The following is a 26,423-nucleotide window of genomic DNA, read 5'->3' on the forward strand; positions in this document are numbered from 1 at the left end:
GTCATGGCGCCACGTCGACAGGCCGACATTCTCGTGGTCGGTGGAATCAACACGGACTTCCTGGTCCAGGGGCCTCGGCTCCCGCGCGCGGGCGAGAACGTGGAGGGGCATCTCTTCCTGGAGAGCCTGGGTGGGAAGGGCGCCAATGCCGCCGTGGCCGCGGCCCGACTGGGTGCTCGCTCGACGCTGGTGGGCCGCGTGGGCATGGACGCCCGGGGGCTCGCCCTGCTGGAGCAACTCGAAGGTGAAGGAGTGGAGACCCGGGCCGTGTCACGCGACCCGGGCTTCAGCACGGGCGTCGTGCTGGAGATGGTGGATGAGAGCGGCCGCAGGCAGAGCCTCTCCGCCGAAGGGGCGAACCGGCGGCTCGCTGTCGCGGACGTGATTGCCGCCGAGGCCCGCATCACCAGCGCGGATGTCTTGCTCGTCCAACTGGAGGTTCCCTTGGACGCGGTCATCGCGGCGGTCCACATCGCTCGCGCCGCCGGCATGCATGTCGTCCTGGATCCAGCACCGCCCATCACCCTCCCGGAAGAGTTGCTGGAGGCGGTTCACATCATCCGCCTCAACGACGTGGAGGCAGAGGTGCTGACGGGGCTCGAGGTGGTGGACCGAGACTCCGCGCGTCGCGCCGCGGAGAACCTGTTGCGCCGGGGCGTGGGGACGGCCGTGGTGGCCGCCCCCGAGGGAAACCTGCTCCTGGGCACCGAGGGCGAACTCTGGCTGCCGAACCTGCCCGTGGATTGGGTGGACACCACGGGCGCGGGGGATGCGTTCTCCGCCGCCCTCTGTGTTGCCCTGGGAGAGCGACGCTCGCTCGCGGACGCGGCGCGCTTCGCTCACGCGACAGCGGCGCTGGCCACGATGCGGCTGGGGGCGTTGTCGGGGCTCCCCATCCGCGAGCAGGTGGATTCCTTCATGGCCCGCGTGGACTCGCTGGCGCTGTCCCCGGAGCCTGTCACCTGGTGACACGCGGACGCTTCGCTACGGACGGGCCCGGGTGCGCCGCATTCCGAGCACGATGATGGCGAACATGCCGCCATGCTCCACCAGCAGGAACAGTCGCTCCCCGAGCGAGAACCCTGGCATGAACGGCAGCGTCAGCACGAAGACCGCGATGCTGATGCCCGTCCAGATGCGCAACCCTCGCGAGGACAATCGCTCCAGCAGGGTGAGCAGGCCCCAGGCGCTGAAGCCCGCGATGAGCGATGCGAAGAAGACAGGGCCCAGCAACAAGGGCTCTCGTTCCACGGCGCCGGGACCCGTGGGCACGGTGATTCGCACGCCGAGCAGCCCGACGACGATGAGCCACTGGACGACCACGAAGCCGGTGGCGACCATCAGCACACGCAACCGCGAGAGGACAGACGACGACGTTCCCGCCCGTGAAGGCAGGCTCTGAGTGGGTTGAATCATGGGGGACCCTTGACGGCGTGGGTTCAGCGAAAGGACTCGGCGTGGTCCGCCAGGAACGCATCGAGCGTCCTCGGCTCCGTCCCGGTCAGGTCCTTGACGCCCGTGGCGAGCTGCGACGCCGCGCCCTTCGCGAAGGCCTCGAACATGCCTTTGAACGAGCCGAGCATGGCCTCCGGAAACCCTTGCGCGCGCATGTTCTCGATGACCTCGGAGACCGGACGGTCGACGTAGGCGACGGGCTTGCCGAGCCGCGCCGAGAGCTTCGCGGCGAACTCGTCGAACGTGAGCGCCTCCGGCCCCGTCAGCGAGTGCGCTCCGCTGTGAGGGGATGCGTGCGTGAGCTGCGCCACGGCGCTCCTCGCGATGTCGCCACTGTCGATGAACGCGATGCGACCCGTCCCGAACGCGCCGAAGAACCGCCCGCCGTTTCGGATGCTCTCCGCATTCCGGAGCAGGTTCTGCATGAAGTACGTGGGACGCAGCGCCGTCCAGCCCAGCCCGCTGGCTTCCAGGTACGCATCCGCCTCCCCATGCCATCGTCCGACGAGGAAGTCCGTCGTCGTGCTCGCGCCTCGCGTCGAGATGCGCACGACGTGCGAGACACCCGCCTGCTTCGCCGCGTCAATCACCGCGCGGTGCTGTCGCACCAGTCCTTCGCTCGGCGTGCCGTTCAGCAGGACCCGGTCCACGCCCTGGAGCGCGGCCCGGAGTGACTCGGGTGAATCGAAGTCGCCCACCACGAAGTCACCTCCCAACGACTCCCCCTTGCTCCTGTCCCGCACGAACGCCCGAAACGACGCGTCGCGCGCACGCAACTGCTGAATGACCTGACTGCCAATGGAGCCCGTGGCTCCCGTGACGAGGATTTTCATGCGGACCTTCTCTGGTTGGAGTGTGATTAATATCTAGTGACAGAAAAGTTTCTGTCAATGTAAGTTGTTCCCAGGTTCGTTGCAGGGCCCCGGGCCCGGCGGTAGGGTCCCCGGCGGATGTCGAGTGAACTGGGGTTGCGAGAGCGCAAGAAGCTGGAGACGCGGCGGCTGCTCGCGGAGGTGGCCACGCGGCTGTTCGCGGAGCGCGGCTTCGACGCGGTGACGGTGGCGGACATCGCGGCGGCGGCCAACGTGTCGGACAAGACGGTGTTCAACTACTTCCCGACGAAGGAAGACCTGGTCCTCAACGGCCGTGAGGAGCACGAGTCCGAGCTGCTCCGCGCGGTGCGGGATCGCTCCGTCGAGGAACCCGTGCTCGCGGTGGTCCGTCGGCACACGCTGGCCATCGCGGAGCGGCTGAACGCGCTTCCCGCCGAGCGGCGCGCCGCGTTCCGCAAGGTCATCCAGAGCACCCCGAGCGTGCACACCCGCATCCGCCAGATGTCGCTCCAGTCCGAGGAGCAGCTCGCGCAGATTCTCGCGGAGCAGACGGGGGCGTCGGCGGGAGACCCGACTCCGCGCGTGGTGGCGAGCATCATCGGGGTGCTGACGCGACTGGCCTACGGCGTCGTAAGCGGGCCCCCCGGCAAGCGCAAGGGCCACGCGGAGACAACCGAGAGCATCGTCAACGCCTTCGAACTCTGTGAGCAAGGGTTGGCGGCGTACGGAGTCCGCACCCGGCCCTGAGCCGGTCTCCTGGTGAAGGGGCGAGTCGCTATTTCTCGACCCCTCCAGGCGCCAGTTCGCCTCTCGTTGCCTACGTCCTGCTACTGGCCTGCGATCTCATACGGTCTCAGAGACACCACCGCGTTGCCGCGTGCGCCACCATGGTTGGTGTAGAAGTGGTTCTTCTCCACGGTGTAGTACGAATCAACGTAGTCGTCGTCGTTGCTGAACCATTCACTGGGCATGCGATCCACCAGTCCGCTGCCCAGGGCCACCAGGGCGGAGATCTCCGGATGGCCCAGGGCCGTCAGGATTTGACTCGCGATGGTGAACAGGTGGCTCACCAGCTCTTGATAGTTGGTGTTGTCGTCGTGCTCCATGAGGACGACGTTCGCGGCCGCCCAGCGGTAGCGGTCCCAGAAGATCAGGACCTGGTTGGGCGAGTAGGTCCGACCGTCTTTGTCCAGATAGGGCATGTCGACGATATCCAATTGCGGCTCGTCGCGGCTCGGGTCGACTCCATTGACGATGGCGTAGACCTCCGCGTCACCGGAGATCCAGGGCTCCTCGTCGTCGTTCAGGTAGATGCGATCGAGCATCGTCACCGGCGTGCTCGTCGCCGCCGCGCTGACGGGCTGGAGCGGCATGGGACGCTGGCCGAGAGCCACGAGGCGCTCGCGCATCAGCTTGATGCCGGCGGCCAGGTCTCTCCGAGAGTCGATGTCCACCACCAACACCGGCTGTTCGGGCATGCGGTGCACGTCAAGGTGGTGCACGCCGCCAAGGCGGTCGAAGGCCTCGATGAATCGCCACTGGGAGTCATTCCCATCCGGCTCGTATGCATAGAGGGGTTCAACGCCACGCTTCAGCGCCGGCAGCATGGAAGCACTCGCGAGACGAAGCTGCAGCAGGCTGTCGAGCTCGCGCTCCAGGCCCTTGCGCTGGCGGATGGTCAGGTCCGCTCGCCCCGCCACTGCAGTGACAGAGGAGGGGGCCGACACCGTGCTCAGCCATTGCTTCAAATCTACCGCCAGGTGCTCGCCACTCAAACGCGAGGCGAGGTCCCTTCGCAGCACCGAGTCCTGCTTCGCCAGCGTCAGCGCCAGCTCGCGTTTATCGGCGGCCAGCGACACGCTGATGCGTTCGCGCGACGCCGCTGAATTCAAGGCAGCGGCTTGAGCTTGGGAAGCTTCGCTCAGGCAGACGAGCAGCGCGACGACCATCCCTATCCGTTTCATTGGATTTTTCCGGTGGTTGAGTGGGGTGATGGGCCAGCGGCCGCATGCGCACGGCAAGTCTGTCCCAGACACAATTGAGCACGGCCCGCACTCCGAAGTCGAACGTCCTCTGGGCTTCGCCCGGTTCCGTTCTCTCTCGCACTTCGTCTGGACTTGTAGGTACAGACAGTGGTCAGCACACGACGACGCAGCAGGTCAAAGCTGGCATGGCCAGACATCTCCATCCCGGCTCATCCGCGTGCGGCGGCGTCGCGCAGGCGCTCGGCTTCGAGTGAGTCGTAGGCCTCGCGGACCCATCGCTCGGCCATCGTGCGGGAGGTGTTGGAGACAGTCCGGGCCTTGTCCTGGGTGTCATCTTCGAACGGCAGCACGGGGTTCTTCGCGTCGCGCGCGGCGGCGGCGGCCAACAGCCCTGCCTCGATGGGTGTCGGCTCCAGACCGAAGAGGTCCACGAGCTGGGACACCGCGCTGTCCTGGAGCTGGCGGTAGTTCAACAGCCGCGCGGGCCCCTTCCGTTCTCGATAGGCCCGCAGCCCCGCATCGCAGAGTCGCGCGAGCACCCGGGCCCCGTATTCCTCCAGCGACAGCTCCGCGAGCTGCCCCGACTCCAGGCCAACTCTCGCGGGCTCCAGGACTCCCGGCAGCATGTGCGCGCCCCGGTGCTTCTGGTGCGAGGCCATGACCTCCACCGGGTCCCGATAGAGGAACAGCCACGGCACGCCGGGAAACGCACTCTGGAGCAACGGCAACTCCAGCACGTGCCACGCGTCCAGCTTGAGGAAGACACCGTCCTCCTCGGGATGCCGCCGCTGACCGAGCGCGGCGACCACGGCGCGCAGCCACTCGATGCGTTGCTCGTCGGTGACGTGTCGAAGACGCAGATGCAGGCGCAGGACGACATCCACGGGACTCGCCTCGGACAGCACGATGTGACGAGGCAGTGAGGCCAGGAGCTGCGCGAGCAACGTCGAGCCGCAACGGGACATGTGGAAGACGAGCCCCTTGACGGGCAACCCCGGCCGCGCGGCTTGTCGCGCCACCAGCGTCTCCAGTGAAGTCTGATGCCGGAAGAGCAAGGCGAACGGATGGCGAAGCCTGCGCTCCAGTGTCTCGTCGAAGAACGGGTCTGTGAAGCGCCTGTCGCCCAGGTGGCACCAGTCGATGCGAGGCACCTCCCCATCCACATGGATGCGCGCGGGAATCCAACCGTCCAGTCGCGCGTCGTCCGGTGCGAGGCTCATACCCAATCTCCGAGCCAGCTCCGGCGCGCGTCCCTCATCAGGTCGCGAAGCTCCTCCGCGGTGAAGTGACAGCCGTGCTCCGCGCCCAGTCGTGTCGCCAGGGCGAGGAAGGCCGGCACATCCATCCGCGCTCGCAGTGCCTCCTGGAGTGAGACGTCCTCCAGGACGCGCTGGCGGAAGCGCTCGAAGTCCTCAAGCGACACGGACGCCGCCCTCGCCACCAGGTGCCATGGCCCGAGCGAAGACCTCGCGGAGCCAGTCATCCACCACGCAGTCGAGCACCAGGTGCACGCGGTCCGTGTCCCCGAAGTTGTCCACGCGGTGGGGGAGGTTGAAGTTCAGGTACCAGCACTCGCCGGGCCGCAGGTCCACGCGCTGGCCCGCGAGCACGAAGGCCACGTCGGGATGCGTGACGATGGGGATGTGCAGCCGCACCTCGCCATCCTCGAAGCCCAGGTTGTAGTCCGTGTGCTCACGGATGTGCGCCCGTGCGGCGAGCTTCAACAGTCGCGCGGAGCCGATGGGACACTGAAACGCCGCGAGCGCCTCGCGAAAGGCCGGGCAGCGCGCGAGCAGCGGCGTGTCCTCGTAACTCTGTCGCGCGGTGGGGTCGGGGTACAGCCGTCCCTCCATTCCGCCCACGGAACGCAGGGGCACGCCGCTCCAGTCGCCCTCGTAGTACCGGGTATTGAAGTGCGGCACCCAGGTCTCCGCTGGCAAACGTGCCAGCTCCTCCTGGAGCCGCACCGCATCGAAGGCGAGGGGCAGTCGGAGTCGGTCGGGCACAGGTGAAGGAGCCATGAGACCCGGTTCTACACCGTTCCCCTGTCCGTCAGCCCGTGCGGGTCCGGGCGCGGTGGTCGGCCTTGGCGCGGGAAAGGGCCGCATGCGCTCGGGCGAGCGTCTCCCGGGGGTCTTCTTCACCCTCGACGGCCACGGCCGCGCCATGGAACTCGAAGGACTCCAGCTCCTCGTGGAGCTGTGCGCGCAGGGCTTCCGTGGCCCGGGCATCCTGACCCGGCAGCGCCACCAGCAGCGTGCCGCCCTCCCATCGCACCGCGAAACCGGACGGCACGCCCACGTCTTCCAGGCGTCGAGCCACGTCGCGCAGCACGTTGTCTCCCGCGTCGAAGCCGTGCCGGAGATTGAGCCGCCCCAGACCCACCAGGTCCACCAGGAGCACGCCACAGGGCACGCCGTCCCGTCGGCAGCGACCAATCTCCCGCAGCAGGCGCTCTTCGCCCACGCGCCGGGTGGCCAGCCCCGTCAGCGGGTCCACGCGCAACATCCGCTCCCGCTCGTCCTTGGGCGAGACTCCACCCAGCTCGGAGAGCGTCAGGAGCTGCGCGGTGCCGCCCGGAATGGGGAACGGGCGCGCCACCCAGCGAATCCGGCGTGGACGTGGGTGCTCCAGGGCCAGCGTCAGGTGCAGCCCTCGGGATGACTCGGACGCCAGGTCGAGCAGCAGCGAGCGGCCCGACGGGTCCGCCGTCAGCTTCGCCACGTGCTGGCGGAAGTCGTCGAACGTCAGCTTCGGAATGCCCTCCAGCGGCAGGCCGAGCATCTCCGACAGCGCGGCGTTGCCCGCGAAGGGCTGACGCCCCGGCGCCACCAGCAACGTCGCCACATCGAGCGCCTGGATGGCGTCTCTGATTTGCGCCAGCGCGGCGACCTCCGAACGCGAGGGCTCCTGTCGCGAGCGACCCAAATCCCTCGCCTCCATCCGCGCGCGGGACCTCAGCTCCAGGTCGCCCGCCACGCGCCGGGCCAGCTCCCGCAGCGCCGCCAGGTCCTCGGTGCCGAGCACCAGGGGCCGCGTGTCGATGACACACAACGTGCCCAACACCTCGCCACCAGGCGTCACCAGCGGCGCGCCCGCGTAGCTGCCGACGATGCCGTCGCGCACCAGCGGGTTGTCCCGAAACACAGGGTGGCGCGTGGCGTCCGGAACGACCAGGGACTCGCGGCCCATCACCACGTGGTGACAGAAGGCCCAGTCCCTCGGCGTTCCCCTGTCCCGCGCGAGCGCGTGCGGTAGCCCCACATGCGCCTTGAACCACTGGCGATCACCCAGCACCAGCGTCAGCAACGCCACGGGCACGGCGAAGGCCTGGGCCACCTCGGTGACCAGCTCCTGGAGCTCCGCCTCGGGTGGGCCTTCATCCACCAGTCGCATCGCCTCGATGCGCGCCAGCCGCTGGTGCTCCTCGTCCGGGGTATTCTCCGTGGGCGTGGAGGGCAGGGGGCGTTGTCCCGCGAGCACGCGTCGCACGGTGTCTCGCACCGTCTCCGCGGGCGCGCGGCGGCTCAGCAGCGAATGGATGCCCAGGGCGTCCTTGAGCTGCCACGCTCGCACGCGCAGCTCGTCGAAGGCGGTGACCACGACGACCTGCGTGCCCTCCGCGTCCTGTCGCTCACGCAGCCAGGTCAGCAGCGTGAACCCGTCCACTCGCGGCAGCGCCAGGTCCGTGAGGAGCAGGGCGGGCGCGCTGCGCTGGCGCACCACCTCCTGCGCCTCCGCGCCATCCCGGGCCAGCACGCCTTCGAGCCCCTCGCCAGCGACGAGGGCGAGCAGGCCAGCGGCTCGGTGGGGGTCGGGCTCGGCGATGAGGGCGTAGCGGGCCATGTCCCGTGGATGCTGCCACGGATGCACGCGGGCGGGTTACAGGGCTGAACCTGGCGGGTTGCTCGGGTGACGCTCGAGGGCAGGGCCCTACCGGGGGTCGCCCGGCGTCACGGAGGTGCCCGGGGAGGATTGGGGGTAGCGAACGAAGAGCCGGCGCAGCGCTCCCCGCTGACGCCCCAACTCCTCCGTGCGCGCCGCCGAGTCCACCAGCAACATCAGCCCCAGTCCCACGCACGCGGGTATCAGCGGCAACACCCAGCCGAAGTCCGCCGCGAGCCAGCCCACCAGCGCGACGTGCACCCCGGTGAGCCCCAGCGCCGTGCGAGCCACGGCCCCCAGCGTGCGCGCGCGTCGGCAGCGCCAGCCGAAGACCAGCAGCAACACGGCCGTCTCCAGCAGGCCCGTGAGGGCCACGATTCCCGAGGAGCGCATCAGGCGGTCCGCGCGCAGGTTGTCCAGCGCGAACGCGTGAATCTCCACGCCCGGCACCGCCACCTGACCCGGGAGCGTGCTCTGTCCGTGGAGTCCCGTCGCCGTGACTCCCACGAAGAGCGTCTTTCCGCGCAGCGCCAGGTCCAGTCCCACCGAGCGCGGATCCGCGTGGAGCACATCCGCCAGACTCACCCGGGGAAGCCAGTCCGGCGCGGGCAGGCGCATCAGCGGCGCGCCGTGGTCGAGGGTCGCCCGGCGCTGCAGGGACTCGCCCTGCTCGGGCATCAGGCGCAGCGCGGTCGCCAGGGCCAGGGAGGGCCAGACGTGCTCGCCCACGCCGACGGCGTAGGGATAGCGGCGGATGACACCATCCGCGTCCACCAGCATGTTCAACATGCCGCTGCCCTGTGCCGCCATCCGCAGCGGGGCGATGCTGCCGGCGACCTCTCGGGCCTGGAGCCGCAGCGAGCCCACGGGCAGCGGCAACGGCGATCCGAGCGCTCCGTCCGCGAGTGGCGGCATCAGCGACACGTCCTCGGTGAGTGCGGCGGCGCCCAGGATGACGACGCCGTTCTCCGCGAGCGCCTCCGCCAGCCGGGCATCTCCGTCCTGCGCATGAAGCCGGGCTTCCAGGTCCGTTACCAGGGCCGCGCCCGCGGGCTGGTCCGCGAGGCCCGACTCTCGCAGCGCCGCCAACATGTCCTCCCCGAGCTCCAGCGCATCGCGCGAGCCGGGCTGGTCGAACACCACGTCCACCGCCACCGCCGCGGGACGCTGGGCCGCCAGCGCGCGGAAGGCCCGGGCCCACGTCACGCGCGACAGCGGCCAGCGCTCGCCCAGCGCGGACAGGGCCCGGTCATCCACCTCCACCAGCACCAGGTCCGCGCTCCGAGGGACTCCGGGAAGGAGCCGGCTCACGGCCTGGTCATACAGCGCGCGTTCGAACAGTCCCGGCGCGCCACCCGTCACCGCCGTCACTCCGGCCAGCGCCAGTCCCACCACGGCCGCCAGTCCGCGCAGCAGCGGCGGGGAAGGGCGAGGCAGGCGCGGGCCTCGCGCGGGCGTCTCGGGGCTCGGGCTCATTCGAAAGTCTCAGGGCCGGAGGTCGAAGGCGAAAATCTTCGACGGGAAGCCGATGAAGCCATCCGCGTCCACCGGCAGCACGCGCCAGAACCACTTGCCCGCGAGGCCCGCCGGCACGGCGAACTCCTGGGCCTGGGACTCGAACGTGCGCACGCCCGCGGCGAAGTCCGCCGTCCGGCCCAGCTCCACGCGGTACGTCTTCGCGCCCGGCACGGTGAACCACTCCAGCTTCGGCGCCGTGGTGAAGCTCCCACCGCGCGGTCCGTTCAGCAGGGGCGCGGCGAGCAGCGGTCGGGGCGGCTCCGGCGCGGCTCCGGGCAGCACGCGAGAGCCCTGGCCTCCGGCCACCTCGACTTCGCCCTTCTCCGCGCCCAGCGCCACCTTGCCTTCGAGCGTCTCCAGGCGACTGCCGCCGTCCTCCTGCGCCGACACCCGGAACTGCGTGCCTCTCACGCCGGCCACCGCGCCTCGCGTGCGCACCTCGAACACGGAGCCGTCGCCCCCGGGCGCGGCGAGGGTCTCCACGGAGCCGCGCATCAGCTCCAGGCGCACCACCCGCTTCGCGTTGGCCCCCAGCTCGATGGCCCCCAGGCGCAGCATGCTGTCGGACAGCACGCGCACCCGGCTCGCATCGGCCAGTTCCAGCTCCGCGCTCGCGTCCTTGCTCGTGTGGAACAGCTCACCCGTGTAGAGCGAGTCACCGACGCCACGGGGGCGAAGCTCGTCGGGAGCGGCGCCCGCGGAGACCTCACCGCTGGCCGCGCGCACCCGGGCCACCCGAGGTTGCGTGGGACGCTCGACGTACGCGAGCTGGAGCTGACCCGGCTCGCCCGGTACCGCGGGAGGCGCCACCGCGGAGACGCGCGTGCGTGACACGCCCGCCGACACCAGGATGTCCGCCGCGGCCTTCGCCACCGCGAGCCCCTGACCGTCCAGCCGCTCCGCGTCGGGCAGCCGCGCGGCCACCGTCACCGCGCGAATGGCGGGACGTGCCGCGAGCGCTTCCGCGACGTGCTTCAAGCAGGCTTCCGTCGAGGGCCCCTTCGGCTCCAGCTTGCGCCCCATCTCCACGCGGCCGTTGACGAAGCGCAGGCCGCCGCAAGGAGCTTCCGCCGTGTCCTGGGCCCGGGCCTGGAAGGCCGCGAGCGCGAACACCATCAGGCAGGGAAGGGTCCGGGTCATGGCGTGGCCTCTTGTGCCGAGGGCTCGGCGGTCTTCACGATGTTGAACTCGACGCGGCGGTTGTTCTCACGACCGCGCGTCGTCGCATTGCTGTCCACTGGCTTCGTCTCGCCGTAGCCCATTGCCTCCAGGCGCTCCGGCGCGATGCCGGCCTTCAGCAGGAACTCCCGCACGTTGTTCGCGCGGCGCTGGGACAGGTCCAGGTTGCTCGTGTCCGAGCCCTGGTCGTCCGTGTGTCCCTCCACGCGCAACCGCTCCAGCTGCGGGTTCGCCTTGAGCACCGAGGACACCTGCGCCAGCAGGCTGAAGGAATTGGGCAGGATGACGTCCTTGCCGGTGGCGAAGTAGACCTTCTCCAGGATGACGATGCGCGAGCCTTCCAGCCGCACGCTCGCCTTGCCCTTGTCGGGGCACCCATCCTCGTCCTTCACCCCGTTGATGGCCTCGGCCTCCAGCGGACAGGCATCCACCGCGTCCGGTACGCCGTCGCGGTCATTGTCCGCATCCGGGCAGCCGTCCGTGTCCTCGAAGCCGTCCATGTCCTCGGGCTCCGAGGAGCAGCGGTCCTCCGTGTCGATGAGGCCGTCTCCATCCGAGTCCACCGGCGCGGGCGCCAGCGTCAACGGAGCGCCAGGCGTCGCGGCGGAGGGCTCGGTCGTCGAGGGTGCGTTCGGGTCCTGCGCATCCGGGCACCCGTCCTCGTCCTGATAGCCATTGAAGGTCTCCGGCTCGCCAGGGCACACGTCCGGTCCATCGAGGATGCCGTCGCTGTCGTCGTCTGGATCCAGGCAGTCGTCGTCGTCCTGGAAGCCATCGAAGTCCTCGGGCCCCAGCGCGCACTGTCGCGAGGGCGTGGCCGCCGGTGGCGAGGCCGTCCAGGCCAGTCCTCCGAGCACGCGGAAGCCCGGCGTGCCGTAGCCCCGCGTGAGTCCCGGGCCCGCGCCCAGGTGCGCCGCCAGCTCCTCGGTGAAGCGGTACTTCACCGCGCCGAGCGCCTCCAACGGACGCTCCTCGGCGTTCGTCTCCTTCAGCCCCAGCGCGCCGGACAGGGTGGCCGCCACCGACAGCGCCTGGGTGAGCGGCACCTCCGCGCCCACGCCATACGAGAACTCGTTGCCCACGCGCAGGTTGCGCAGCTGCTGCTCGCCGCGCAGATTCACTCCCACGTTGGCCAGCAGGCGCAGCGAGTCTCCGGCCCACTCGGCCACGAGCCTCGGCTGGAAGGTCAGCCCCTTGGTGCCCAGGAAGTCGGAGCCGCCCCCCGTGGGCAGCGTCACCGGCGCGACGAGGGCCAGGTGCAGGCCGCCTTCCGTCGACAACAGCCGGACCTTCGGCACCAGTCGCAGGTCACCCACGCCCGTGCCGGCGGCGCCATCCGCCAGCGTGGGCGAGATGGCCGTTGCGGGCTGTGACGTCGTCGTGGAGACAGGGAGCGTCACACCCAGCTCCAGCCGGTCGAACAGCGCCACCGCGCCCATCAGGTCCAGCGTGAGCTGGCTGTCGACGATGCGGTAGACGAACTCGTCGCGGCGAGGATCCAACAGGTTGAGTGGGTTCTCCCCGTAGTTGACCGACAGCCCCACGTTCCATTCGAGGTGCTTGCCCACGCGCGCGCCATGCAGCCCCAGCACGTCGTAGGCGCCGGGGCCCGGCTTGTACTGCTGCACGTCGATGGCCTGCGAGGCCTGCGCCTGCGCCCGGGCCGTGCTCGCTGTCAGCAGCAGGGCGCCCAACAGCGCGAGGACGGTGGGCCCTCGGAGATACGCCGCGTGGCGCGCCAGGGTCCTCGAACTCCGTCCACACGACGCGGGACGAGGTGGGTGGGATTGCACTCGCATGTCCCGACGGTGCCAGAAGGGAACGGCCCACATCAACGGGCCGCCAACAATTCAGAGACGTGCCGAGCCAGCGAGGGCAGGGGCTGAGGCTTGGGCAGCACCAGGTCCACTCCCAGCTCCCGGGCCCGCGCCGTCAGCTCCGGCGACGCGAAGGCCGTGAGCAACACCACCCGGGTGTCCGGTGTGTAACGGCGCACGAAGTCCGCCAGCACCAGGCCTTCCTCGGACTGCGTTCCGCTCAGCCGCAGGTCGCTGATGACCAGGTCATAGCGGCCCGTCGTCATCAGCCCCAGCGCCTCGTCCAGCGCCTGCGCCGAGTCCACCCGGTACCCCGCGCTCGCGAAGAACTGTCCCAACACCCAGCACAGCGCGGATTCGTCGTCGACGATGAGGAGGTTCTGGGACACGCGCCGGCCGTGAGCAAGTCAGGGGCCAGGGGTCCTTCTCACCCGGGCCCCATGACTTTCCCGGCACTTGCGAGCACGGCCGCCCCGCCCTGGCACCGGGTTTTCCAGATCATGGATCCGACTTCTGGAATCCAGATCTGTTGATTCCCAAACGTTTCAGGCGCTCATAGAGGGAGGAGCGGGGGATTCCGAGCCGGAGGGCAGCGCGCTCGACGTGGCCGTTCTCCCGTCGCAGCACGCGCTCGATGTGGCGGCGCTCCAGCTCTTCCAGCGTCAGGTCGTCCTCGACGCGGGCCTCATCGGCGGAGGACTCGAAGCGCAGGTCTCCGCGTGACAGGGGGCCGCCGCCGGACAGCAGCACGGCGCGCTCCAGCACGTTGCGCAGCTCGCGGATGTTGCCGGGCCAGGGGTAGCGCGTCAGCGCGGCCTCCGCATCGGGCTGGAGGCCCACGCCGCCGCGTCCGCGTGCGCCGCCCATCTCCGCGAGGAAGTGGCGGGCGAGCACGGGGATGTCCTCGGTCCGCTCCCGCAGCGCGGGCACATGGAGGATGAGGGTGCTGACGCGGAAGTAGAGATCGCTGCGGAAGCGCTTCTCGCGGGTGGCGACGCCCAGGTCCTGGTGTGTGGCCGCGATGAGGCGCACGTCGACGCGCCTGTCTCGCACATCCCCGAGCCGGCGGAAGCGCTTCTCCTCCAGCACCTTGAGGAGCTTGGGCTGGACGGCCATGTCCATGTCGCCAATCTCGTCGAGGAAGAGGGTGCCCCGGTCCGCCACTTCCAGGAGGCCCTGCTTCGCGGCCACCGCGCCCGTGAAGGCGCCCTTCTCGTGACCGAACAGCTCCGAGTCCAGCAGGTCCTTCGACAGCGCGGCGCAGTTGAGGTCCACGAAGGGCGCGTCCGCGCGCGGGCCGCCCTCGTGGAGCCAGCGCGCGAGCACGCTCTTGCCGCTGCCCGTCTCGCCGGTGACGAGCACGGGACTGTCGCTGTGTTGCATGCGCCCGGCTTCGGCGCGCAGGCCCTGGATGGCGGCGCTGGTGCCCAGGAACGGGTCCACCGTGGCGCGCGCGGTGCGGGACAGGTCGGCGCGAAGGCGCTGTCGCTCGCGGCGCTGGGCCACCAGCCGCTCCAGCACGACCTTGAGGACGGCCAGCTCCACGGGCTTGGTGAGGAACTGCTCGGCGCCTTCCTTGACGGCCTGGACGGCGAGCTCGATGGAGCCGTGCCCGGTGAGGACGACGAGCGGCACGGCGGCGTCGATTTCCTTGAGGCGGGGCAGCAGCTCCAGCGCGGTGCCGTCCGGCATCCGGTAGTCCACCACCGCGACGTCGGGGCGGTGCGTGCGGAAGACTTCCTGGGCCTCGGCGAGGCTCTGGGCTTCGTCCACGTCGAAGCCGTGGGCGGTGAGGTAGCCCCTCATGCCCAGCCGGACACCGGGCTCGTCGTCCACCAGGAGGATGCGGGTACGTGTCATGAGGCGAGCGAGTCCAGGTGCAGGCTGACGGAAGGCGAGGACACCGCTGGTAGCAGCAGCGTGACTTCGGCGCCACCCTCCGGGTGATTGCGCAGGCGAATGACGCCCTGATGCTCCTCCAGGATGCGCTGGACGATGGACAGGCCCAGTCCGGTGCCGCCCCTGCGCTTGCTGAAGAAGGGCTCGAAGACGTGAGGCAGGTCCTCCTCGCGGAAGCCCGGCCCTCCGTCCCTCACGGTGCAGCGCACCCAGGCGCGGCCTTCCTCCTCCAGGGGCGAGGTGGCCACCTTCACGGTGGTGCCCGCGGGCGAGTGCTGCACGGCGTTCTCCAGCACGTTGCGGAAGACATGGAACAGTCGACGTGAGTCCATGCGCACCGCCGGCAGGGCCTCCGCGAGCGTCTGCGTCACCGTCACGCGGGACTGCTCCCCGGTGAGCGCGCACGCGGCCAGCGCTTCCTCCACCACCGGTCGCACGGGGCCTTCCACCCATTCGCCCCGGGTGGGGCGGCCGTACTCGAACAGCTCCTGCGTCAGGTGGTTGAGGCGACGCACCTCGCCGCGCAGCACGTCCAGGTACGGGGCCAGCTCCGCGCGAGCGCCGACGGTGGCCTCCACGGCGTCCACCACGGCGGAGATGGAGAAGAGGGGGTTGCGGACCTCGTGGGCCACGCCCGCGACGATGGCGCCCATCGCGGCCATCGTCTCGCTGCGGCGCAGGCTGGCTTGCAGCTCCAGCAGCCGGGTCACCTCGGTGGCGACGACGATGATGCGCGAGTCCTCTCCGCCGACCTCGTCCACCCACGCGGCGGCCAGCTCCCACGTGCGGCGTGAGCGCGGGTCCTTCACCTCGCGGATGAGGCTGCCATGCGTGCGGCGAAGCTCGTCCACCAGCGGCAATGTGCTGGACCAGGGAGGCTCGCTCGCGACGGTGGACAGGGGCTGGCCGGAGGGGTCCAGCCCGCCGAACAGGATGCACGCGGCGGCGTTGAGGCTCTGGATGGTGCCGTCCGCGCCGAGCACGACGAGCGGCGAGGTGACGGCGTCGAACGTGCGGCGCCACTCCTGGGCGGAGCGACGGAAGCTCTCATGGAGGCGCTGGCGCAGCTCGTCCGCGAGGTACCGGTCGGTGATGTCGGTGACGACGCAGCCCACGTGCAGCTCGCCCTGGTTGTCCTTCGCGGAGGCCGCCGCGCGGCTGCGGACCCAGCGCACGCGGCCGTCGGCGCAGATGAGGCGGTGCTCCAACTCCACCTCGGAGCCGGGCGCGAGCGACTCGATGCGGGCGCGGTAGCGGGCGCGGTCCTCGGGGTGGATCATCTCCGCCCAGAGCGGCGGCGGGCCGCCACCGGGGCCGGGCTCGGCGAACGCGGACGCGGGATAGCCGGTGGTGCGTTCGATGACGGGCGTGCAGTAGAAGTCGCGCAGCGCGCCGTCGCGCAGCTTGCCGCCCCACAGGTAGTCGGGCAGCGAGCGCGTGAGCACGTCGAGGAGGCCTTCGTGTTCCTGGAGGCTCTCCTCGGCGCGCATCCGCTCGGTGAGCTCAGAGAGCGAGGCGATGACGCCCAGGACTTCGCCGCCCGTGCCACGCACGCGCGAGTAGCTGCCGAACCAGAAGCGCGGTTCGCCCGGCGCGGCGGGGGTCTCCACCTCGAGGCAGGTGTCCTGGACGGGCGCATCCGTCTCCAGCGCGCTCTTGAGTCGCGGCGCGAGGAGCCGACCCAGCTCTGGCATCACCTCCGACACGTGACGGCCCAGGTGGCCTCCCGCGGGCAGCCCGTTCATCGCCGCGAGCGCCGCGTTGACGTGGATGTAGCGCAGGTTCCGGTCGAAGAAGGCGAAGCCCACCGGGGTGACGTCCATGATGGCGTCGCGCAAGGCGCTGGAGTCACCGGCGCTGCGCAAAGCGGCGTCGCGCTCGCGGCGGGTCCGCTCCCGGGCGTGCGCGAGCAGCAACGCGGGAGTGCCGGCACAGGTCAGCACCAGGGCCGCGGTGGTGAGGACACGGGGCAGGGGGCTCGCGGCATCGGGGCTGGCCCAGGCCCACTCGATGAGAGCGGCGAGCGCGGTGGCCATGAGGACGGCCAGCAGCATCTGACGGCGGGTGGGGAACTCGTGCATGGGGGTGTGGGGAGCGCGAGCCTAACCGGAATCGAGCCCGCCACCGCGCCACCGGAGCTTGGGACAGGTGCTCCCGTTGTTCGGTGAGCAAGGGGGCGGGTCCTCGATGCTCCTGCCACATGCGGGTCTGCGAGGACCGCGAGGGCGCGCACTCACCCAGGGGAAGGGTGCGCCTCTGCCATGGACGACTCACGCGCGGCGCGCTCCAGGAGGTCCCTGACCTCCGCGTCGGAGGTCTGCTCGAACTGGCGATACCAGAGGCCCACGGCGAAGAACGGCTCCGGGGTCCGGACGCACACCGTCTCGTCCGCCAGCGTCGCGAGGTCCTCGCAGGTCTCCAGAGGTGCGACGGGCACGGCGACGACGATGCGAGCGGGCCCTTGCTTCCGGAGCGCGGCCACGGCGGCGCGCATGGAGGAGCCGGTGGCGAGCCCGTCATCGACGAGGATGACGTTGCGTCCGCGCACGTCCAGGGCGGGTCTTCCCTGTCGGTAGCTTGCCTCGCGGCGTTCGAGCTCCCGGCCTTCGCGCGCGGCGACCGCGTCGATCTGCTCCAAAGGGATGCCCACCTCCTCGATGACCTCGGGGTTGAGCACGCGCACGCCGCCGGTGGCGATGGCGCCCATGGCCAGCTCCTCGTGTCCGGGCGTCCCCAGCTTGCGAACGACGAACACGTCCAGCGGAGCACCCAGCGCGCGCGCCACCTCGTAGCCCACGGGCACTCCACCGCGCGGCAGGGCCAGCACCCGGGTTTCAGGGCGGTGGCCATGATGCGCGAGACGCTCCGCGAGGGCTCGACCCGCCGTGGAGCGGTCCTGGAACGCAGGTCCCTGCATGCGAAGCTCCTTGTCCGTGTGCCTCCTGGCGCACTTCTCCCCCTTGAAATTGGGCACGAGCGAACGAAGAGGAACGTCTCGCCACTTGTCGCCAGCCCGGAGAGAGGGCGAGGTCGTCGCGGTGTCCGCTCGCCCGTGGCCCTGGCACATCGAGTGGCCACCCAGACAGGCGGCCCCTGGCTCAAGTGTCCTGGGAGCCCGGTTCGCCCGCGATGATGGTGGGCATGCCCGGCTGCCCTGGGGGCGGCGGGTCATGGATGCCAGGCGGGGTGATGTCGGGCGGCAACGGCGGCTCGATTTCCGGCGGCTGACGCATGGGCGGGTCCTGCTCGGGAGGATTCCGCGTCGGCGGCTCGCGCTGGGGATGCTGGGGGTCGGGTTCCTTCACGGGATTGTTGGGCGTCGGCTCGCGCGTGGGAGGCAATGGCGACGGCGGTCCGGGAATCGGCGGTTGCTGCTGGGGCATGCGTGTGGAGCTCCTGAAGAGGTCTGCGACTGTCCGTCCGCTCAAGGTGTGCATGCCCGGGCAGGCGGGCACCGTCCCGCCCATCTCCCGAGCGGGGCCTCGTGCCCTCCCGGGCTCCAGGGGTGACGAGCGTCCCCTCGGGGCCTGGAGCCGTTGGCCCGTGGCTGCTGCACCGCGGCAAGAGCGCCTTCACGTTCCCCGGATGGGGCTCATCAAAAACCGAACAGGAGGCACGACATGAAGGCAGCCTTTTGGGGTCTGGGAGGTCTGGGGCTGGGTGTGGGGTTGATGTACTGGTCCGACCCGCGCAGTGGTCGCTGGCGCAGGTCCCACCTGCAGGGCAGGGCGGTGCATGCCGCCCACGAGGCCGGAAGCGCGGCGGGGGTCGTGAAGCGCGATTTGACCCAGCGCTCGCGGGGCTTGTTCCTGGAGTCCATCGGACGGTTCCGCTCGGAGACGGTGGATGACGTGACGCTCGCCGAGCGCGTCCGGTCGGCGCTGGGCCGCGTGTGCTCGCATCCCGGATCCGTGAAGGTGGCCGCGCGTGATGGCGTGGTGACGCTGGAGGGCTCCCTCCTGCTCGAGGAGTTCAAGCGCGTCATTCCGTTCATCGGTCGCGTGCGCGGCGTGCGCGGCGTGGAGAACCGGCTGTTGCCCTTCGCGGAGTCGGGCCGTCAGTCCGAGCTGCAGGGCGGCGTGGCACGGCGGGGACCCACCCGGACGTTCGGTTCGGCGCACTGGTCGCCCTCCGCGCGTTTCTTCGGCGCGCTGGGTGCCGTGTCCCTGGCTTCAGGGGCCATCCAACGCGGAGGCGTGCTGGGCGCGTTGCTCGGCGCGGGAGGCCTGGTGCTGGGGCTGCGCGCGCTCAGCAACCTGGAGCTGCGTCGGCTCACCGGCATCGGCGTGGGGGCTCGTGCCATCAACCTGCACAAGGACATCACGGTGAATGCGCCGGTGGAGGAGGTCTTCGCCTTCTGGGATGCGATGCAGAACTTCCCGCGCTTCATGACCCACGTGGACGAGATTCGCGTCGACACCGACGGGCGCTCGCACTGGAAGGTGAAGGGCCCCGCGGGCCTGCACTTCGAATGGCAGGCCGTGGTCACCCAGCGCGTGCCCAACAAGCTGCTCGCGTGGAAGAGCGTGCAGGGGACTTCGGTGGAGAACGCGGGCGTCATCCACTTCGAGCCCACGCCAAAGGGGGGCACGCGGGTGGACATCCGCCTCGCGTACAACCCGCCCGCGGGCGCCATTGGCCACGCCTTCGCGCGACTGCTGGGCGTGGACCCCAAGCGGCAGATGGACGATGACCTGCTGCGCCTGAAGTCCCTGTTGGAGCGCGGCAAGGCCACGGGGCGCGAGACGGTGACGCGCGAGTCGCTGTCGCTCGGGCGCGGGGGGCGGGAGTCGCTGATGCACTGACGCAGGTGGAGCGGCGAGCGAGCCGCCTCGGCGCCCACACGTACAACTTCGCGCAGGATTTGCGCACCCTCGGCCCCGAGTCGATGGGTGCGCATTTCTTGCGCGCTCCCGGGTCGTCCATGCCCTCGTGTGGCTGGCTCGGTGCTTGCTTCGGAGTTCCTCCTCCGATGCGGGGCGAGCGGTTAATCTGGGCCCCGACACCATGGCGGAAACCTTGTTCGAGGAGCTGAAGCGGTACGTGGGCTTTGGAGCGCGGGACGAGCAGTCACTCGTCGGCCTCCATGCCATCGCGCATCCGCATTTCCCCCGCATCGCTCGCGTCTTCTACGACCGCATCCTGGAGCACGAGGGCGCGCGTCGGGCGCTGGAGGGCGGCGAGAGCCAGGTGGGCCACCTGCGCGGTACGTTGCAGGTGTGGATGGACCAGCTCCTGCGGGGGCCGTGGGACGAGGCCTACTTCGCGCTGCGCTGCCGCATCGGCCGCATGCACGTGCGAATCTCCCTGCCGCAGCACTACATGTTCGGGGCGATGAACGTGTTGCGCCAGGAACTCAACGCCATCATCGACTCGGCGTACCTGAATCAGCCGGAGACGTTGCACGGCGCCCGCGCGGCGCTGGGGCGCATCCTGGACCTGGAGCTGGCCATCATGCTCCACACGTACCGCGAGGACCTGCTGGCGCAGCAGGCGCGCAACGAGCGACTGGCGACGTTCGGTCAGCTGGTGGGCTCCATTGGCCACGAGCTGCGCAACCCGCTGGGCGTCATCGAGACCTCGCTCTACATCCTGCGCAGCCGCGCGGGTCCGGTGGTGGATGAGCGCACGACGAAGCACCTGGACCGCATTGGCGAGCAGGTGGGCATCGCCAACCACATCGTGTCCGACCTGCTGGACATGATTCGCGACCGACCGCTGCAACGCCAGGAGGTCTGGCTGGACGAGGTCTGGCAGGAGGCCCTCAAGGCCGTGGCCTGTCCGGAGGGTGTCATCGTCAAGACGGAGGGACTCGTCTCGCTGCCACCGGTGCACGGGGACGCGGGGCAACTGCGTCAGGTGTTCGTCAACCTGTTGGAGAACGCCGTGCAGGCCTTGGAGGAATCGGGGGGCGGCGTGTCGCTGGTCGGTGCCGTGCGCGAGCCCGGCCAGGTGGAGCTGGTGCTGGAGGACACGGGCCCTGGGGTCAGCGAGGTCATCCGGGGACGGCTCTTCGAGCCGCTGATGACGACGAAGGCCCGGGGCATCGGCCTGGGCCTTCCGCTGGTCCGGCGCATCCTGGAGCGCCACGGTGGCACCATCACCTATGCGCCGCGCCCGGGAGCGGGTGCGCGCTTCGTGATGCAGCTCCCCAGCTCGCCCGAGGAGGGCCCCCATGCGACGCTACCTCCTGCTGGATGACAACCGGGCGCTGGCGGAGAACCTGGCCGAGATTCTCCGGGACGAGGGCCACCAGGCCACCGTCGTCAGCTCGGGTGACGAGGCCCTGCGCGAGGTGGGCGCCACGCGCTTCGATGCGCTGGTGACGGACATGCGCATGCCCGGCATGAGCGGCGCGGACGCGGTGCGACGCATCCGCCGCGTGGACCCGGGGCTCGCCGCCGTCGTGATGACGGCCTATCCGCGCGAGGACGATCTGGCGACAGCTCGGCGCGAGGGACTGCTCGCGGTGCTGCCCAAGCCCGTGCCCATCTCCACGCTGATGGGCCTGCTGGCCAATGCGCGGCGCGACGGCCTGGTGGTCGTGGCGGAGGACGACCCGGCGCTGAGCGACAACCTCTCCGAGGTGCTGCGCGCGCGCGGCTTCTCCTGCGTGACGGTGTCGTCGGTGCTGGACGCGGACCTGCTCTCGTGCGCGACGCCGTTCGCGGCGCTGGTGGACCTGCGCATGCCGGGCGGGCCGGATGGAGAGACGCTCCGGAGGTTGCGGGCGCGCTACCCGAGCCTGCCCACCTTCGTCATGACGGCGTGGCCGGACCTGGCGCCACTGGACGTGGGCGTGGATGTCTTCTCCAAGCCGTTCGACACGGGGGCGCTCATCGGCGCGCTGGAGACGAGGTACGCCGCGCGCCCCGGGGCCACGCCATGAGCGAGCCCATTCCCCAACCTCCCGCGCGAGTCCTTGTCGTGGACGACAACGCGGCGTTCCTCGACAACCTCGACGAGCTGCTGGGAGACGCGGGCTATGCGGTGCGCGCGGCGTCGACGTGCCGTGACGCACGGGAGAAGGCGCGCGAGGGCTTCGATGTGGCGCTGGTGGACCTGCGCCTGCCGGATGGTGACGGGACGGCGCTGGCGGCGGAGCTGAAGGCGGGAGCCCCGGACTCGGAGGTCGTGCTGCTCACGGGCTTCGCCACGCTGGAGACGGCCGTGGCGGCGGTGCGCGCGGGCGCGTGTGCCTACCTGATGAAGCCGTGCGCGCCGCGAGAGCTGCTCCTCACGCTGGAGCAGGCGATGCGGCAGGTGCGGCTGCACGCGGAGAAGCGCGAGCTGGCCCGGCGCGCGCAGGTGACGGAGAAGCTGGCCGCCGTGGGGACGATGACGGCGGGGCTGTCCCACGAGATTCGCAACCCGCTCAACGCCGCTGCCTTGCAGTTGTCCGTGTTGGAGCGGCGCGTGCGCAGGCTGCCGGATGGACAGCAGGGCACGCTGCTGGAGCCCCTGCTGCTGGTGCGTGACGAGATTCGCCGGTTGGACCACATCCTGGAGGACTTCCTCCAGTTCGCCCGTCCTCGGGAGTTCCGCCCGGGCTCGGTGGACGTGAAGGTGCTGGTGCGCCGCGTGGTGGACCTGCTGAGCAGTCAGGCCGAGACGCGGAAGGTGACGCTGACGCACGGTGTGCCGGAGGCGCCGTTGCCCGCGCTGTCTGGAGAAGAGGAGCGGGTGCGGCAGGTGCTCATCAACCTGTGCCTCAACGCGCTGGAGTCCACGCCCGCGGGAGGCCGGGTGACGCTGACCGTCGGCGCGGACGAAGCGCGGGTGTGGATCACCGTGGACGACTCGGGCCCGGGCGTCCCGGAGGCCATGAGGGATCGCATCTTCGAGCCCTTCTTCACCACCAAGGCCCAGGGTTCGGGACTGGGGCTGCCCATCGTCCACGCCATCGTCACGCAGCACGGCGGGACGCTGGAGGTGGGCGCGGCGCCCGGAGGTGGGGCTCGCTTCCTGCTGCGCTTGCCGGTGGCGCGGTAGCGGACCCGCGCGCACCGGGAGAAAGCCCGTCGACGCTCAGAGGCCGACGGGCGGAGTCACGAGGCTGGTGGAGGCGGCGCTCGCGCAGAGGATGCAGGCGCTCTGGTTGGAGCCGTCCGCGCGCTGTCCCGGCTTGTCCGCGCTGGCGACCTGACGACGCTCGTCCATGCCTCCGCCGGGCTCGTTGGTGAACCAGACGTCGAACTCGTAGTGCACGGGCACGGGCTTGCCATCCAGCGTCGCGGGCTCGTAGCGCCACGTGGTCAGCGTCCGGATGATGCCGTCTTCCAGGCCGGAGAGGCTCTGGAGGGACTTGCAGTCGGTGACGGTGCCCTCGGCGGTGATGGTGCAGCGGGTGACCACCGCGCCCTTGGGGACGGCGTTCACGCGCGAGCGTATGTTCTGGGTGAGGTCCGCGAAGTGCAGCCTGCGCCCCGTCAGGAAGCGGGGAGGGGTGATGCCAGGGCCGAGCGTGAAGACGCCATCCTGCTCGGGCATGGGCCTGGTGGAGGGCGGCGGAGGCGTCGGGGTGGGCTTCGCGACTTCCGGCGTCGCTTCCGCCACCTGGACAGGGGCGACAGGCACGCTGTCGATGGCGACGGCGGGGGCGGCCGGCTCCGCGTCGAGCGGATACGGCGTTCGGGACAGCTCCGTGCGGACAATCCCCTCCGTGTCCGGGATGAGCAGCGGACGCGGGCTGGGCTCGCGGGCCTTCTTCGTCGGGGCCTTGGCCGCCGCGCGGACCGGACGACTCACGGTGGAGGTGAGGTTGGCCGGGATGACTCGCGGCGTGGGCGCGACGAGGGGCCGGTGGACCCGGGGCTCCTCGATCTCGAAGGCGCGCTCGTGATTCGAGACGGGCGAGGCGTCGGCGGAGGCGGTGTTGGAGGTGGGCGGAACGGCCATCGCAGGCAGGGGGACCTGGGAGGTGCCCAGGGCAACGGCGAGCGCGGCGCCACCCAGTCCGCTGACCAGCCGCCAGGACCTGCGCGGGGCACGGGGCTCCGGCACGGCCAGGAGCCGGCGGATGCGCGCGAGCAGCGACCCCCCATCCGCGCCGAGCGCGAGCAGGGCGGACGGCGGCGCGCGGAGCTGTTCGATGAGCGCGAGGGCGCGCGCATAGAGGAACGCGTCTCCGCAGGACTGCACGGCGAGGTCATCCGCGCAGTGCTCGCGCTCCTCGCGAATGCGGTGGGACAGCCACCAGACGGCGGGGTGGTAGAACAGGAAGGTCTCCACCAGGGCCTGGAGCAGGTTGACCAGGTAGTCGTGTCGCTGGATGTGCGCGAGCTCATGCGCGAGCACCGCCTCCAACTGCGCGGGTGTCAGGCCGGCGATGGCGCCCGCGGGGACGAGGATGAGGGGGCGCCACAGGCCGATGACCTGGGGCACGTCGACGCGGGCGGACGCCAGCAGTCGGACGGGGCGCGTCAGGCTCAGCCGCGTGAGCGCCTGGGCCAGCGCCTCACGCCAGGCGGCGGCGGGCTCCTGGGTGTGCAGTCGGGACAGCCGCTGGGCCGCGTACCAGGAGATGAGCATCCGCGCCGACAGCAGCAGCACGCCGCAGCACCAGGCCGGGAGCAGCCACGGGCGCACAAGCTCCAGCCAGGAGGTGCTGGCCGCCACCGTCGCCGGAGACGCCACGTCCACCAGCGAGGTGCCCGGGGGCAGCGTCGCCGACAGGAGCATCTCCGCGGACAGGCCGCCCGACGTCGGAGTCACGGGGACCGACGTCCCCCACAGCGCGCCCAGGAACGTGCCGAGCGGAAGCAGCGCCATGGTCAGCAGGCCCAGACAGGCGACGACATAGCGGCCCCGCGCCGAGCGGCGCGACATCAGGGCCAGCAACCCCGCGACCACCAGCGCCACCGCCGCGCCCTGCCAGGCGAAGGCGAGCAGGGCTTGTTCCAGCGAGTCCAGCACGTCCATCACTTCCCCCGCCTCTCGTGCTCGTCGAGCAGCTTCCGGATCTCCGCCAGCTCCTCCGCGGAGGCCTGCTTCATCGAAAGCGCCTGGGCCACCACGCTGGACGCGGAGCCGCCGAAGGCCCGGTCCATCAAGTCCCGCAGCAAGTCGCGCTGCGTGCGCTTCTGGCTCAGGGCCGCTTCGTAGACATGGGTGCGCTCGCTCTCATCGCGCTGGACGAGCCCCTTCTCCGTCATGTTCTGGAGGAGCTTGAGGACCGTGGTGTAGCCGGTGTCCTTGTCCTGCGTGTCCCGGAGCGACTCATGCACCCGACGTACGGTGCTGGGCCCCAATTGCCAGAGGACACGGAGGATGGCCAGCTCGGCGCGCGTCGGCTGCGGTGGAACGGGCATCATTCGCGAAAGTATTACGACGTACGTCGTAACTGTCAACGACGGACGTCGTAGATGCCCGTCATGGAACACCGCGTCGCCCGCGCGTCGGTGTCCGGCTTCGCGTCAGGACTCGGCGGCGAGGTCTCCGGGGAGCTCGTCGGCGTCGGGCTTCGGGGGCGCGCCGTCGGCCTGGGCTCCGTACTCCTTGAGGCGGTACTGAATCTTCCGCACGCTGATGCCGAGCACCTCCGCGGCGCGCGACGTGGAGCCCTGCACCATCTCCAGGGTGCGGAGGATGGCCTCGCGTTCGATGGCCGCGAGCGTGGCGCCGGGGATGAGCGCGCCCTGGCTCGTGCCGGTGGGACGGGGGCCGCGCAGCACGGGCGGCAGGTCGTCCGTCGCCAGCTCCTGGCCCTGGGTGAGGACCACGGAGCGCTCGATGGCGTTCTCCAGCTCTCGGATGTTGCCCGGCCAGTCGTGCGCGAGCAGCGCCTGGAGCGTGCCCGGTGCCAGGCCGCGCACGTGCTTGCCGTAGGCCTCGCCGTACTTCTCCAGGAAGTGGTTCACCAGCGCGGGGATGTCGCTCTTGCGCTCCCTGAGCGGCGGCAGCGTCACGCTCACCACGTTGAGCCGGTAGTAGAGGTCCTCGCGGAAGCGGCCCGCCTTCACCTCCGCGGCGAGGTCCCGGTGTGTCGCGGCGACGATGCGCACGTCCACCTTGAGCGTCTGGGTTCCGCCCACGCGCTCCAGCTCGCGCTGCTGGAGCACGCGCAGCAGCTTCACCTGCACCGTGGGGGAGATCTCCCCGATTTCGTCCAGGAAGAGGGTGCCGCCGTCGGCCAGCTCGAAGCGGCCTTCCTTGCGCGCGAGCGCGCCGGTGAAGGAGCCCTTCTCGTGGCCGAACAGCTCGCTCTCCAGCAGGTTCTCCGACAGCGCCGCGCAGTGGACGCGGATGAAGGGCTTGTCGCGGCGGGGCGACTCCTGGTGCAGCGCCTGGGCGATGAGCTCCTTGCCGGTGCCGGACTCGCCGAGGATGAGCACCGTGGCGCGGGTGCTCGCCGCGCGGCGCACGACGTCGTAGATGCCCTGGAGCTGAGGGGACTCGCCGATGATGTCGTGGAAGCGCCGCACGCGCGTGCGGACCTGGTCTCGCAGGGCCTCCGCCTCGCGGCGCAAGCTGCGCTTCTCCAGGGCCTTGGACAGGATGACGAGCACCTGGTCGGCGTCCAGCGGCTTGAGCAGGAAGTTGTCCGCGCCGGACTTCATCGCCTCCACGGCCATCTCCACGCTGGCGAAGGCCGTCATCATGACGAACGTCGCGTCGCTGCCCTGCTCGCGCGCGGCGCGCAGCAGGGTGAGGCCGTCCATCCGGGGCATGCGCACGTCGGTGAGCACCACGGCGGGGGAGAAGTCCGACACGCGCGCCAGGGCCTCCGCGCCGTCGGCGGCCTCGGCCACGTCGTAGCCCTCCTCGTTCAGGATGGTGGCGATGGCTCTGCGGGCATTGTCCTCATCGTCGACGACCAGGATGCGCTGTGCGGACATGGAAGGGGGGGCTCG

Annotated in this window: 24 protein-coding genes; 6 read left to right on the top strand and 18 right to left on the bottom strand. The window is 70.5% G+C overall.

Going from position 1 to position 26,423, the window contains the following annotated elements:
• Window positions 1-969, top strand: a 969-nt coding sequence (locus HR086_RS09800) for a ribokinase (RefSeq protein WP_254626267.1), incomplete at its 5' end; no start/stop codon positions are given.
• Window positions 970-984: 15 nt separating this feature from the next.
• Here HR086_RS09800 and HR086_RS09805 read toward each other — a convergent pair.
• Both HR086_RS09805 and HR086_RS09810 read right to left on the bottom strand, forming a co-directional pair.
• Entirely contained in the window at window positions 985-1,416 is a 432-nt protein-coding gene (locus HR086_RS09805) for a DUF6069 family protein (RefSeq protein WP_174465450.1), read from the bottom strand.
• 23 nt (window positions 1,417-1,439) lie between these two features.
• Window positions 1,440-2,288: an SDR family oxidoreductase gene (locus tag HR086_RS09810; protein WP_174465451.1), complete on the bottom strand. Its 849-nt coding sequence runs from the start codon at window positions 2,286-2,288 to the stop codon at window positions 1,440-1,442.
• 117 nt (window positions 2,289-2,405) lie between these two features.
• On the opposite strand from HR086_RS09810, the gene HR086_RS09815 reads away from it, so the two are divergent.
• Window positions 2,406-3,035 (top strand): TetR family transcriptional regulator, encoded by a 630-nt coding sequence (locus HR086_RS09815; protein ID WP_174465452.1) that lies wholly within the window; start codon window positions 2,406-2,408, stop codon window positions 3,033-3,035.
• A gap of 80 nt (window positions 3,036-3,115) precedes the next feature.
• On the opposite strand, the gene HR086_RS09820 is transcribed toward HR086_RS09815, so the two are convergent.
• From HR086_RS09820 to HR086_RS09880, 13 genes are all read right to left on the bottom strand, one after another.
• Window positions 3,116-4,180, bottom strand: a complete 1,065-nt coding sequence (locus tag HR086_RS09820) for a DUF3103 domain-containing protein (RefSeq protein WP_254614505.1) — start codon at window positions 4,178-4,180, stop codon at window positions 3,116-3,118.
• A 302-nt stretch (window positions 4,181-4,482) separates the two neighbouring features.
• Entirely contained in the window at window positions 4,483-5,493 is a 1,011-nt protein-coding gene (locus HR086_RS09825; protein ID WP_174465453.1) for a sulfotransferase family protein, read from the bottom strand.
• Window positions 5,490-5,696: a Nif11-like leader peptide family natural product precursor gene (locus tag HR086_RS48430; protein WP_141646142.1), complete on the bottom strand. Its 207-nt coding sequence runs from the start codon at window positions 5,694-5,696 to the stop codon at window positions 5,490-5,492. The genes HR086_RS09825 and HR086_RS48430 overlap by 4 nt, the downstream gene beginning before the upstream one ends.
• Window positions 5,686-6,294: an aspartyl/asparaginyl beta-hydroxylase domain-containing protein gene (locus HR086_RS09835; protein ID WP_174456750.1), complete on the bottom strand. Its 609-nt coding sequence runs from the start codon at window positions 6,292-6,294 to the stop codon at window positions 5,686-5,688. The genes HR086_RS48430 and HR086_RS09835 overlap by 11 nt, the downstream gene beginning before the upstream one ends.
• Window positions 6,295-6,325: 31 nt before the next feature.
• Window positions 6,326-8,119, bottom strand: coding sequence for a diguanylate cyclase domain-containing protein (locus HR086_RS09840; protein ID WP_174465454.1), 1,794 nt, complete (start codon window positions 8,117-8,119; stop codon window positions 6,326-6,328).
• Between the two features lie 87 nt (window positions 8,120-8,206).
• On the bottom strand, window positions 8,207-9,634 hold the full coding sequence (locus tag HR086_RS09845) for a CHASE2 domain-containing protein (RefSeq protein ID WP_174465455.1): 1,428 nt from the start codon (window positions 9,632-9,634) through the stop codon (window positions 8,207-8,209).
• Window positions 9,635-9,643: 9 nt separating this feature from the next.
• Window positions 9,644-10,816: a FecR domain-containing protein gene (locus tag HR086_RS09850; RefSeq protein ID WP_174462459.1), complete on the bottom strand. Its 1,173-nt coding sequence runs from the start codon at window positions 10,814-10,816 to the stop codon at window positions 9,644-9,646.
• Complete coding sequence (locus HR086_RS09855) at window positions 10,813-12,687, bottom strand: OmpA family protein (RefSeq protein ID WP_174465456.1); 1,875 nt, start codon at window positions 12,685-12,687, stop codon at window positions 10,813-10,815. Before HR086_RS09855 ends, HR086_RS09850 begins: the two co-directional genes overlap by 4 nt.
• Window positions 12,687-13,061: a response regulator gene (locus tag HR086_RS09860; protein ID WP_141646148.1), complete on the bottom strand. Its 375-nt coding sequence runs from the start codon at window positions 13,059-13,061 to the stop codon at window positions 12,687-12,689. Before HR086_RS09860 ends, HR086_RS09855 begins: the two co-directional genes overlap by 1 nt.
• A gap of 109 nt (window positions 13,062-13,170) precedes the next feature.
• Window positions 13,171-14,532 carry a sigma-54 dependent transcriptional regulator gene (locus HR086_RS09865; RefSeq protein ID WP_141646149.1) on the bottom strand — a complete coding sequence of 454 codons (1,362 nt, stop codon included), beginning with the start codon at window positions 14,530-14,532 and terminating at the stop codon, window positions 13,171-13,173.
• On the bottom strand, window positions 14,529-16,652 hold the full coding sequence (locus HR086_RS09870) for an ATP-binding protein (protein WP_141646150.1): 2,124 nt from the start codon (window positions 16,650-16,652) through the stop codon (window positions 14,529-14,531). The genes HR086_RS09865 and HR086_RS09870 overlap by 4 nt, the downstream gene beginning before the upstream one ends.
• 152 nt (window positions 16,653-16,804) lie before the next feature.
• A complete protein-coding gene (locus HR086_RS09875) occupies window positions 16,805-17,488 on the bottom strand; it encodes a phosphoribosyltransferase (RefSeq protein ID WP_174465457.1) in 684 nt (227 codons plus the stop codon).
• A 181-nt stretch (window positions 17,489-17,669) separates the two neighbouring features.
• Window positions 17,670-17,954, bottom strand: a complete 285-nt coding sequence (locus HR086_RS09880; protein ID WP_246137533.1) for a hypothetical protein — start codon at window positions 17,952-17,954, stop codon at window positions 17,670-17,672.
• Between the two features lie 237 nt (window positions 17,955-18,191).
• Here HR086_RS09880 and HR086_RS09885 point away from each other — a divergent pair, with 237 nt between their 5' ends.
• From HR086_RS09885 to HR086_RS09900, 4 genes are all read left to right on the top strand, one after another.
• On the top strand, window positions 18,192-19,376 hold the full coding sequence (locus HR086_RS09885) for an SRPBCC family protein (RefSeq protein ID WP_246137534.1): 1,185 nt from the start codon (window positions 18,192-18,194) through the stop codon (window positions 19,374-19,376).
• A 202-nt stretch (window positions 19,377-19,578) separates the two neighbouring features.
• A complete protein-coding gene (locus HR086_RS09890) occupies window positions 19,579-20,772 on the top strand; it encodes a sensor histidine kinase (RefSeq protein ID WP_174456743.1) in 1,194 nt (397 codons plus the stop codon).
• Window positions 20,747-21,460: a response regulator gene (locus HR086_RS09895; protein ID WP_141646154.1), complete on the top strand. Its 714-nt coding sequence runs from the start codon at window positions 20,747-20,749 to the stop codon at window positions 21,458-21,460. Before HR086_RS09890 ends, HR086_RS09895 begins: the two co-directional genes overlap by 26 nt.
• On the top strand, window positions 21,457-22,563 hold the full coding sequence (locus HR086_RS09900) for a sensor histidine kinase (RefSeq protein WP_141646155.1): 1,107 nt from the start codon (window positions 21,457-21,459) through the stop codon (window positions 22,561-22,563). The genes HR086_RS09895 and HR086_RS09900 overlap by 4 nt, the downstream gene beginning before the upstream one ends.
• Window positions 22,564-22,599: 36 nt before the next feature.
• Here the strand turns inward: HR086_RS09900 and HR086_RS09905 are convergent, their stop codons facing one another.
• The 3 genes from HR086_RS09905 to HR086_RS09915 form a co-directional block, all read right to left on the bottom strand.
• Entirely contained in the window at window positions 22,600-24,492 is a 1,893-nt protein-coding gene (locus HR086_RS09905; protein WP_174465467.1) for a M56 family metallopeptidase, read from the bottom strand.
• Complete coding sequence (locus HR086_RS09910; RefSeq protein WP_174465468.1) at window positions 24,492-24,881, bottom strand: BlaI/MecI/CopY family transcriptional regulator; 390 nt, start codon at window positions 24,879-24,881, stop codon at window positions 24,492-24,494. The genes HR086_RS09905 and HR086_RS09910 overlap by 1 nt, the downstream gene beginning before the upstream one ends.
• A gap of 105 nt (window positions 24,882-24,986) precedes the next feature.
• Window positions 24,987-26,408 (bottom strand): sigma-54 dependent transcriptional regulator, encoded by a 1,422-nt coding sequence (locus HR086_RS09915; RefSeq protein ID WP_174456740.1) that lies wholly within the window; start codon window positions 26,406-26,408, stop codon window positions 24,987-24,989.
• Between the last annotated feature and the right edge of the window lie 15 nt (window positions 26,409-26,423).

Origin of the sequence: Myxococcus sp. CA039A (assembly GCF_013336645.1) — a bacterium.
Classification (GTDB): Bacteria; Myxococcota; Myxococcia; order Myxococcales; family Myxococcaceae; genus Myxococcus; species Myxococcus llanfairpwllgwyngyllgogerychwyrndrobwllllantysiliogogogochensis.

What these genes read in the sequence shown, in the direction of transcription:
- HR086_RS09805 (WP_174465450.1), bottom strand. Translation starts at nt 1,416, where the DNA reads ATGATTCAACCCACTCAGAGCCTGCCTTCACGGGCGGGAACGTCGTCG.
- HR086_RS09810 (WP_174465451.1), bottom strand. Translation starts at nt 2,288, where the DNA reads ATGAAAATCCTCGTCACGGGAGCCACGGGCTCCATTGGCAGTCAGGTC.
- HR086_RS09815 (WP_174465452.1), top strand. Translation starts at nt 2,406, where the DNA reads ATGTCGAGTGAACTGGGGTTGCGAGAGCGCAAGAAGCTGGAGACGCGG.
- HR086_RS09825 (WP_174465453.1), bottom strand. Translation starts at nt 5,493, where the DNA reads ATGAGCCTCGCACCGGACGACGCGCGACTGGACGGTTGGATTCCCGCG.
- HR086_RS09835 (WP_174456750.1), bottom strand. Translation starts at nt 6,294, where the DNA reads ATGGCTCCTTCACCTGTGCCCGACCGACTCCGACTGCCCCTCGCCTTC.
- HR086_RS09840 (WP_174465454.1), bottom strand. Translation starts at nt 8,119, where the DNA reads ATGGCCCGCTACGCCCTCATCGCCGAGCCCGACCCCCACCGAGCCGCT.
- HR086_RS09845 (WP_174465455.1), bottom strand. Translation starts at nt 9,634, where the DNA reads ATGAGCCCGAGCCCCGAGACGCCCGCGCGAGGCCCGCGCCTGCCTCGC.
- HR086_RS09850 (WP_174462459.1), bottom strand. Translation starts at nt 10,816, where the DNA reads ATGACCCGGACCCTTCCCTGCCTGATGGTGTTCGCGCTCGCGGCCTTC.
- HR086_RS09855 (WP_174465456.1), bottom strand. Translation starts at nt 12,687, where the DNA reads ATGTGGGCCGTTCCCTTCTGGCACCGTCGGGACATGCGAGTGCAATCC.
- HR086_RS09865 (WP_141646149.1), bottom strand. Translation starts at nt 14,532, where the DNA reads ATGACACGTACCCGCATCCTCCTGGTGGACGACGAGCCCGGTGTCCGG.
- HR086_RS09870 (WP_141646150.1), bottom strand. Translation starts at nt 16,652, where the DNA reads ATGCACGAGTTCCCCACCCGCCGTCAGATGCTGCTGGCCGTCCTCATG.
- HR086_RS09875 (WP_174465457.1), bottom strand. Translation starts at nt 17,488, where the DNA reads ATGCAGGGACCTGCGTTCCAGGACCGCTCCACGGCGGGTCGAGCCCTC.
- HR086_RS09880 (WP_246137533.1), bottom strand. Translation starts at nt 17,954, where the DNA reads ATGCCCCAGCAGCAACCGCCGATTCCCGGACCGCCGTCGCCATTGCCT.
- HR086_RS09885 (WP_246137534.1), top strand. Translation starts at nt 18,192, where the DNA reads ATGAAGGCAGCCTTTTGGGGTCTGGGAGGTCTGGGGCTGGGTGTGGGG.
- HR086_RS09890 (WP_174456743.1), top strand. Translation starts at nt 19,579, where the DNA reads ATGGCGGAAACCTTGTTCGAGGAGCTGAAGCGGTACGTGGGCTTTGGA.
- HR086_RS09895 (WP_141646154.1), top strand. Translation starts at nt 20,747, where the DNA reads ATGCGACGCTACCTCCTGCTGGATGACAACCGGGCGCTGGCGGAGAAC.
- HR086_RS09900 (WP_141646155.1), top strand. Translation starts at nt 21,457, where the DNA reads ATGAGCGAGCCCATTCCCCAACCTCCCGCGCGAGTCCTTGTCGTGGAC.
- HR086_RS09905 (WP_174465467.1), bottom strand. Translation starts at nt 24,492, where the DNA reads ATGGACGTGCTGGACTCGCTGGAACAAGCCCTGCTCGCCTTCGCCTGG.
- HR086_RS09910 (WP_174465468.1), bottom strand. Translation starts at nt 24,881, where the DNA reads ATGCCCGTTCCACCGCAGCCGACGCGCGCCGAGCTGGCCATCCTCCGT.
- HR086_RS09915 (WP_174456740.1), bottom strand. Translation starts at nt 26,408, where the DNA reads ATGTCCGCACAGCGCATCCTGGTCGTCGACGATGAGGACAATGCCCGC.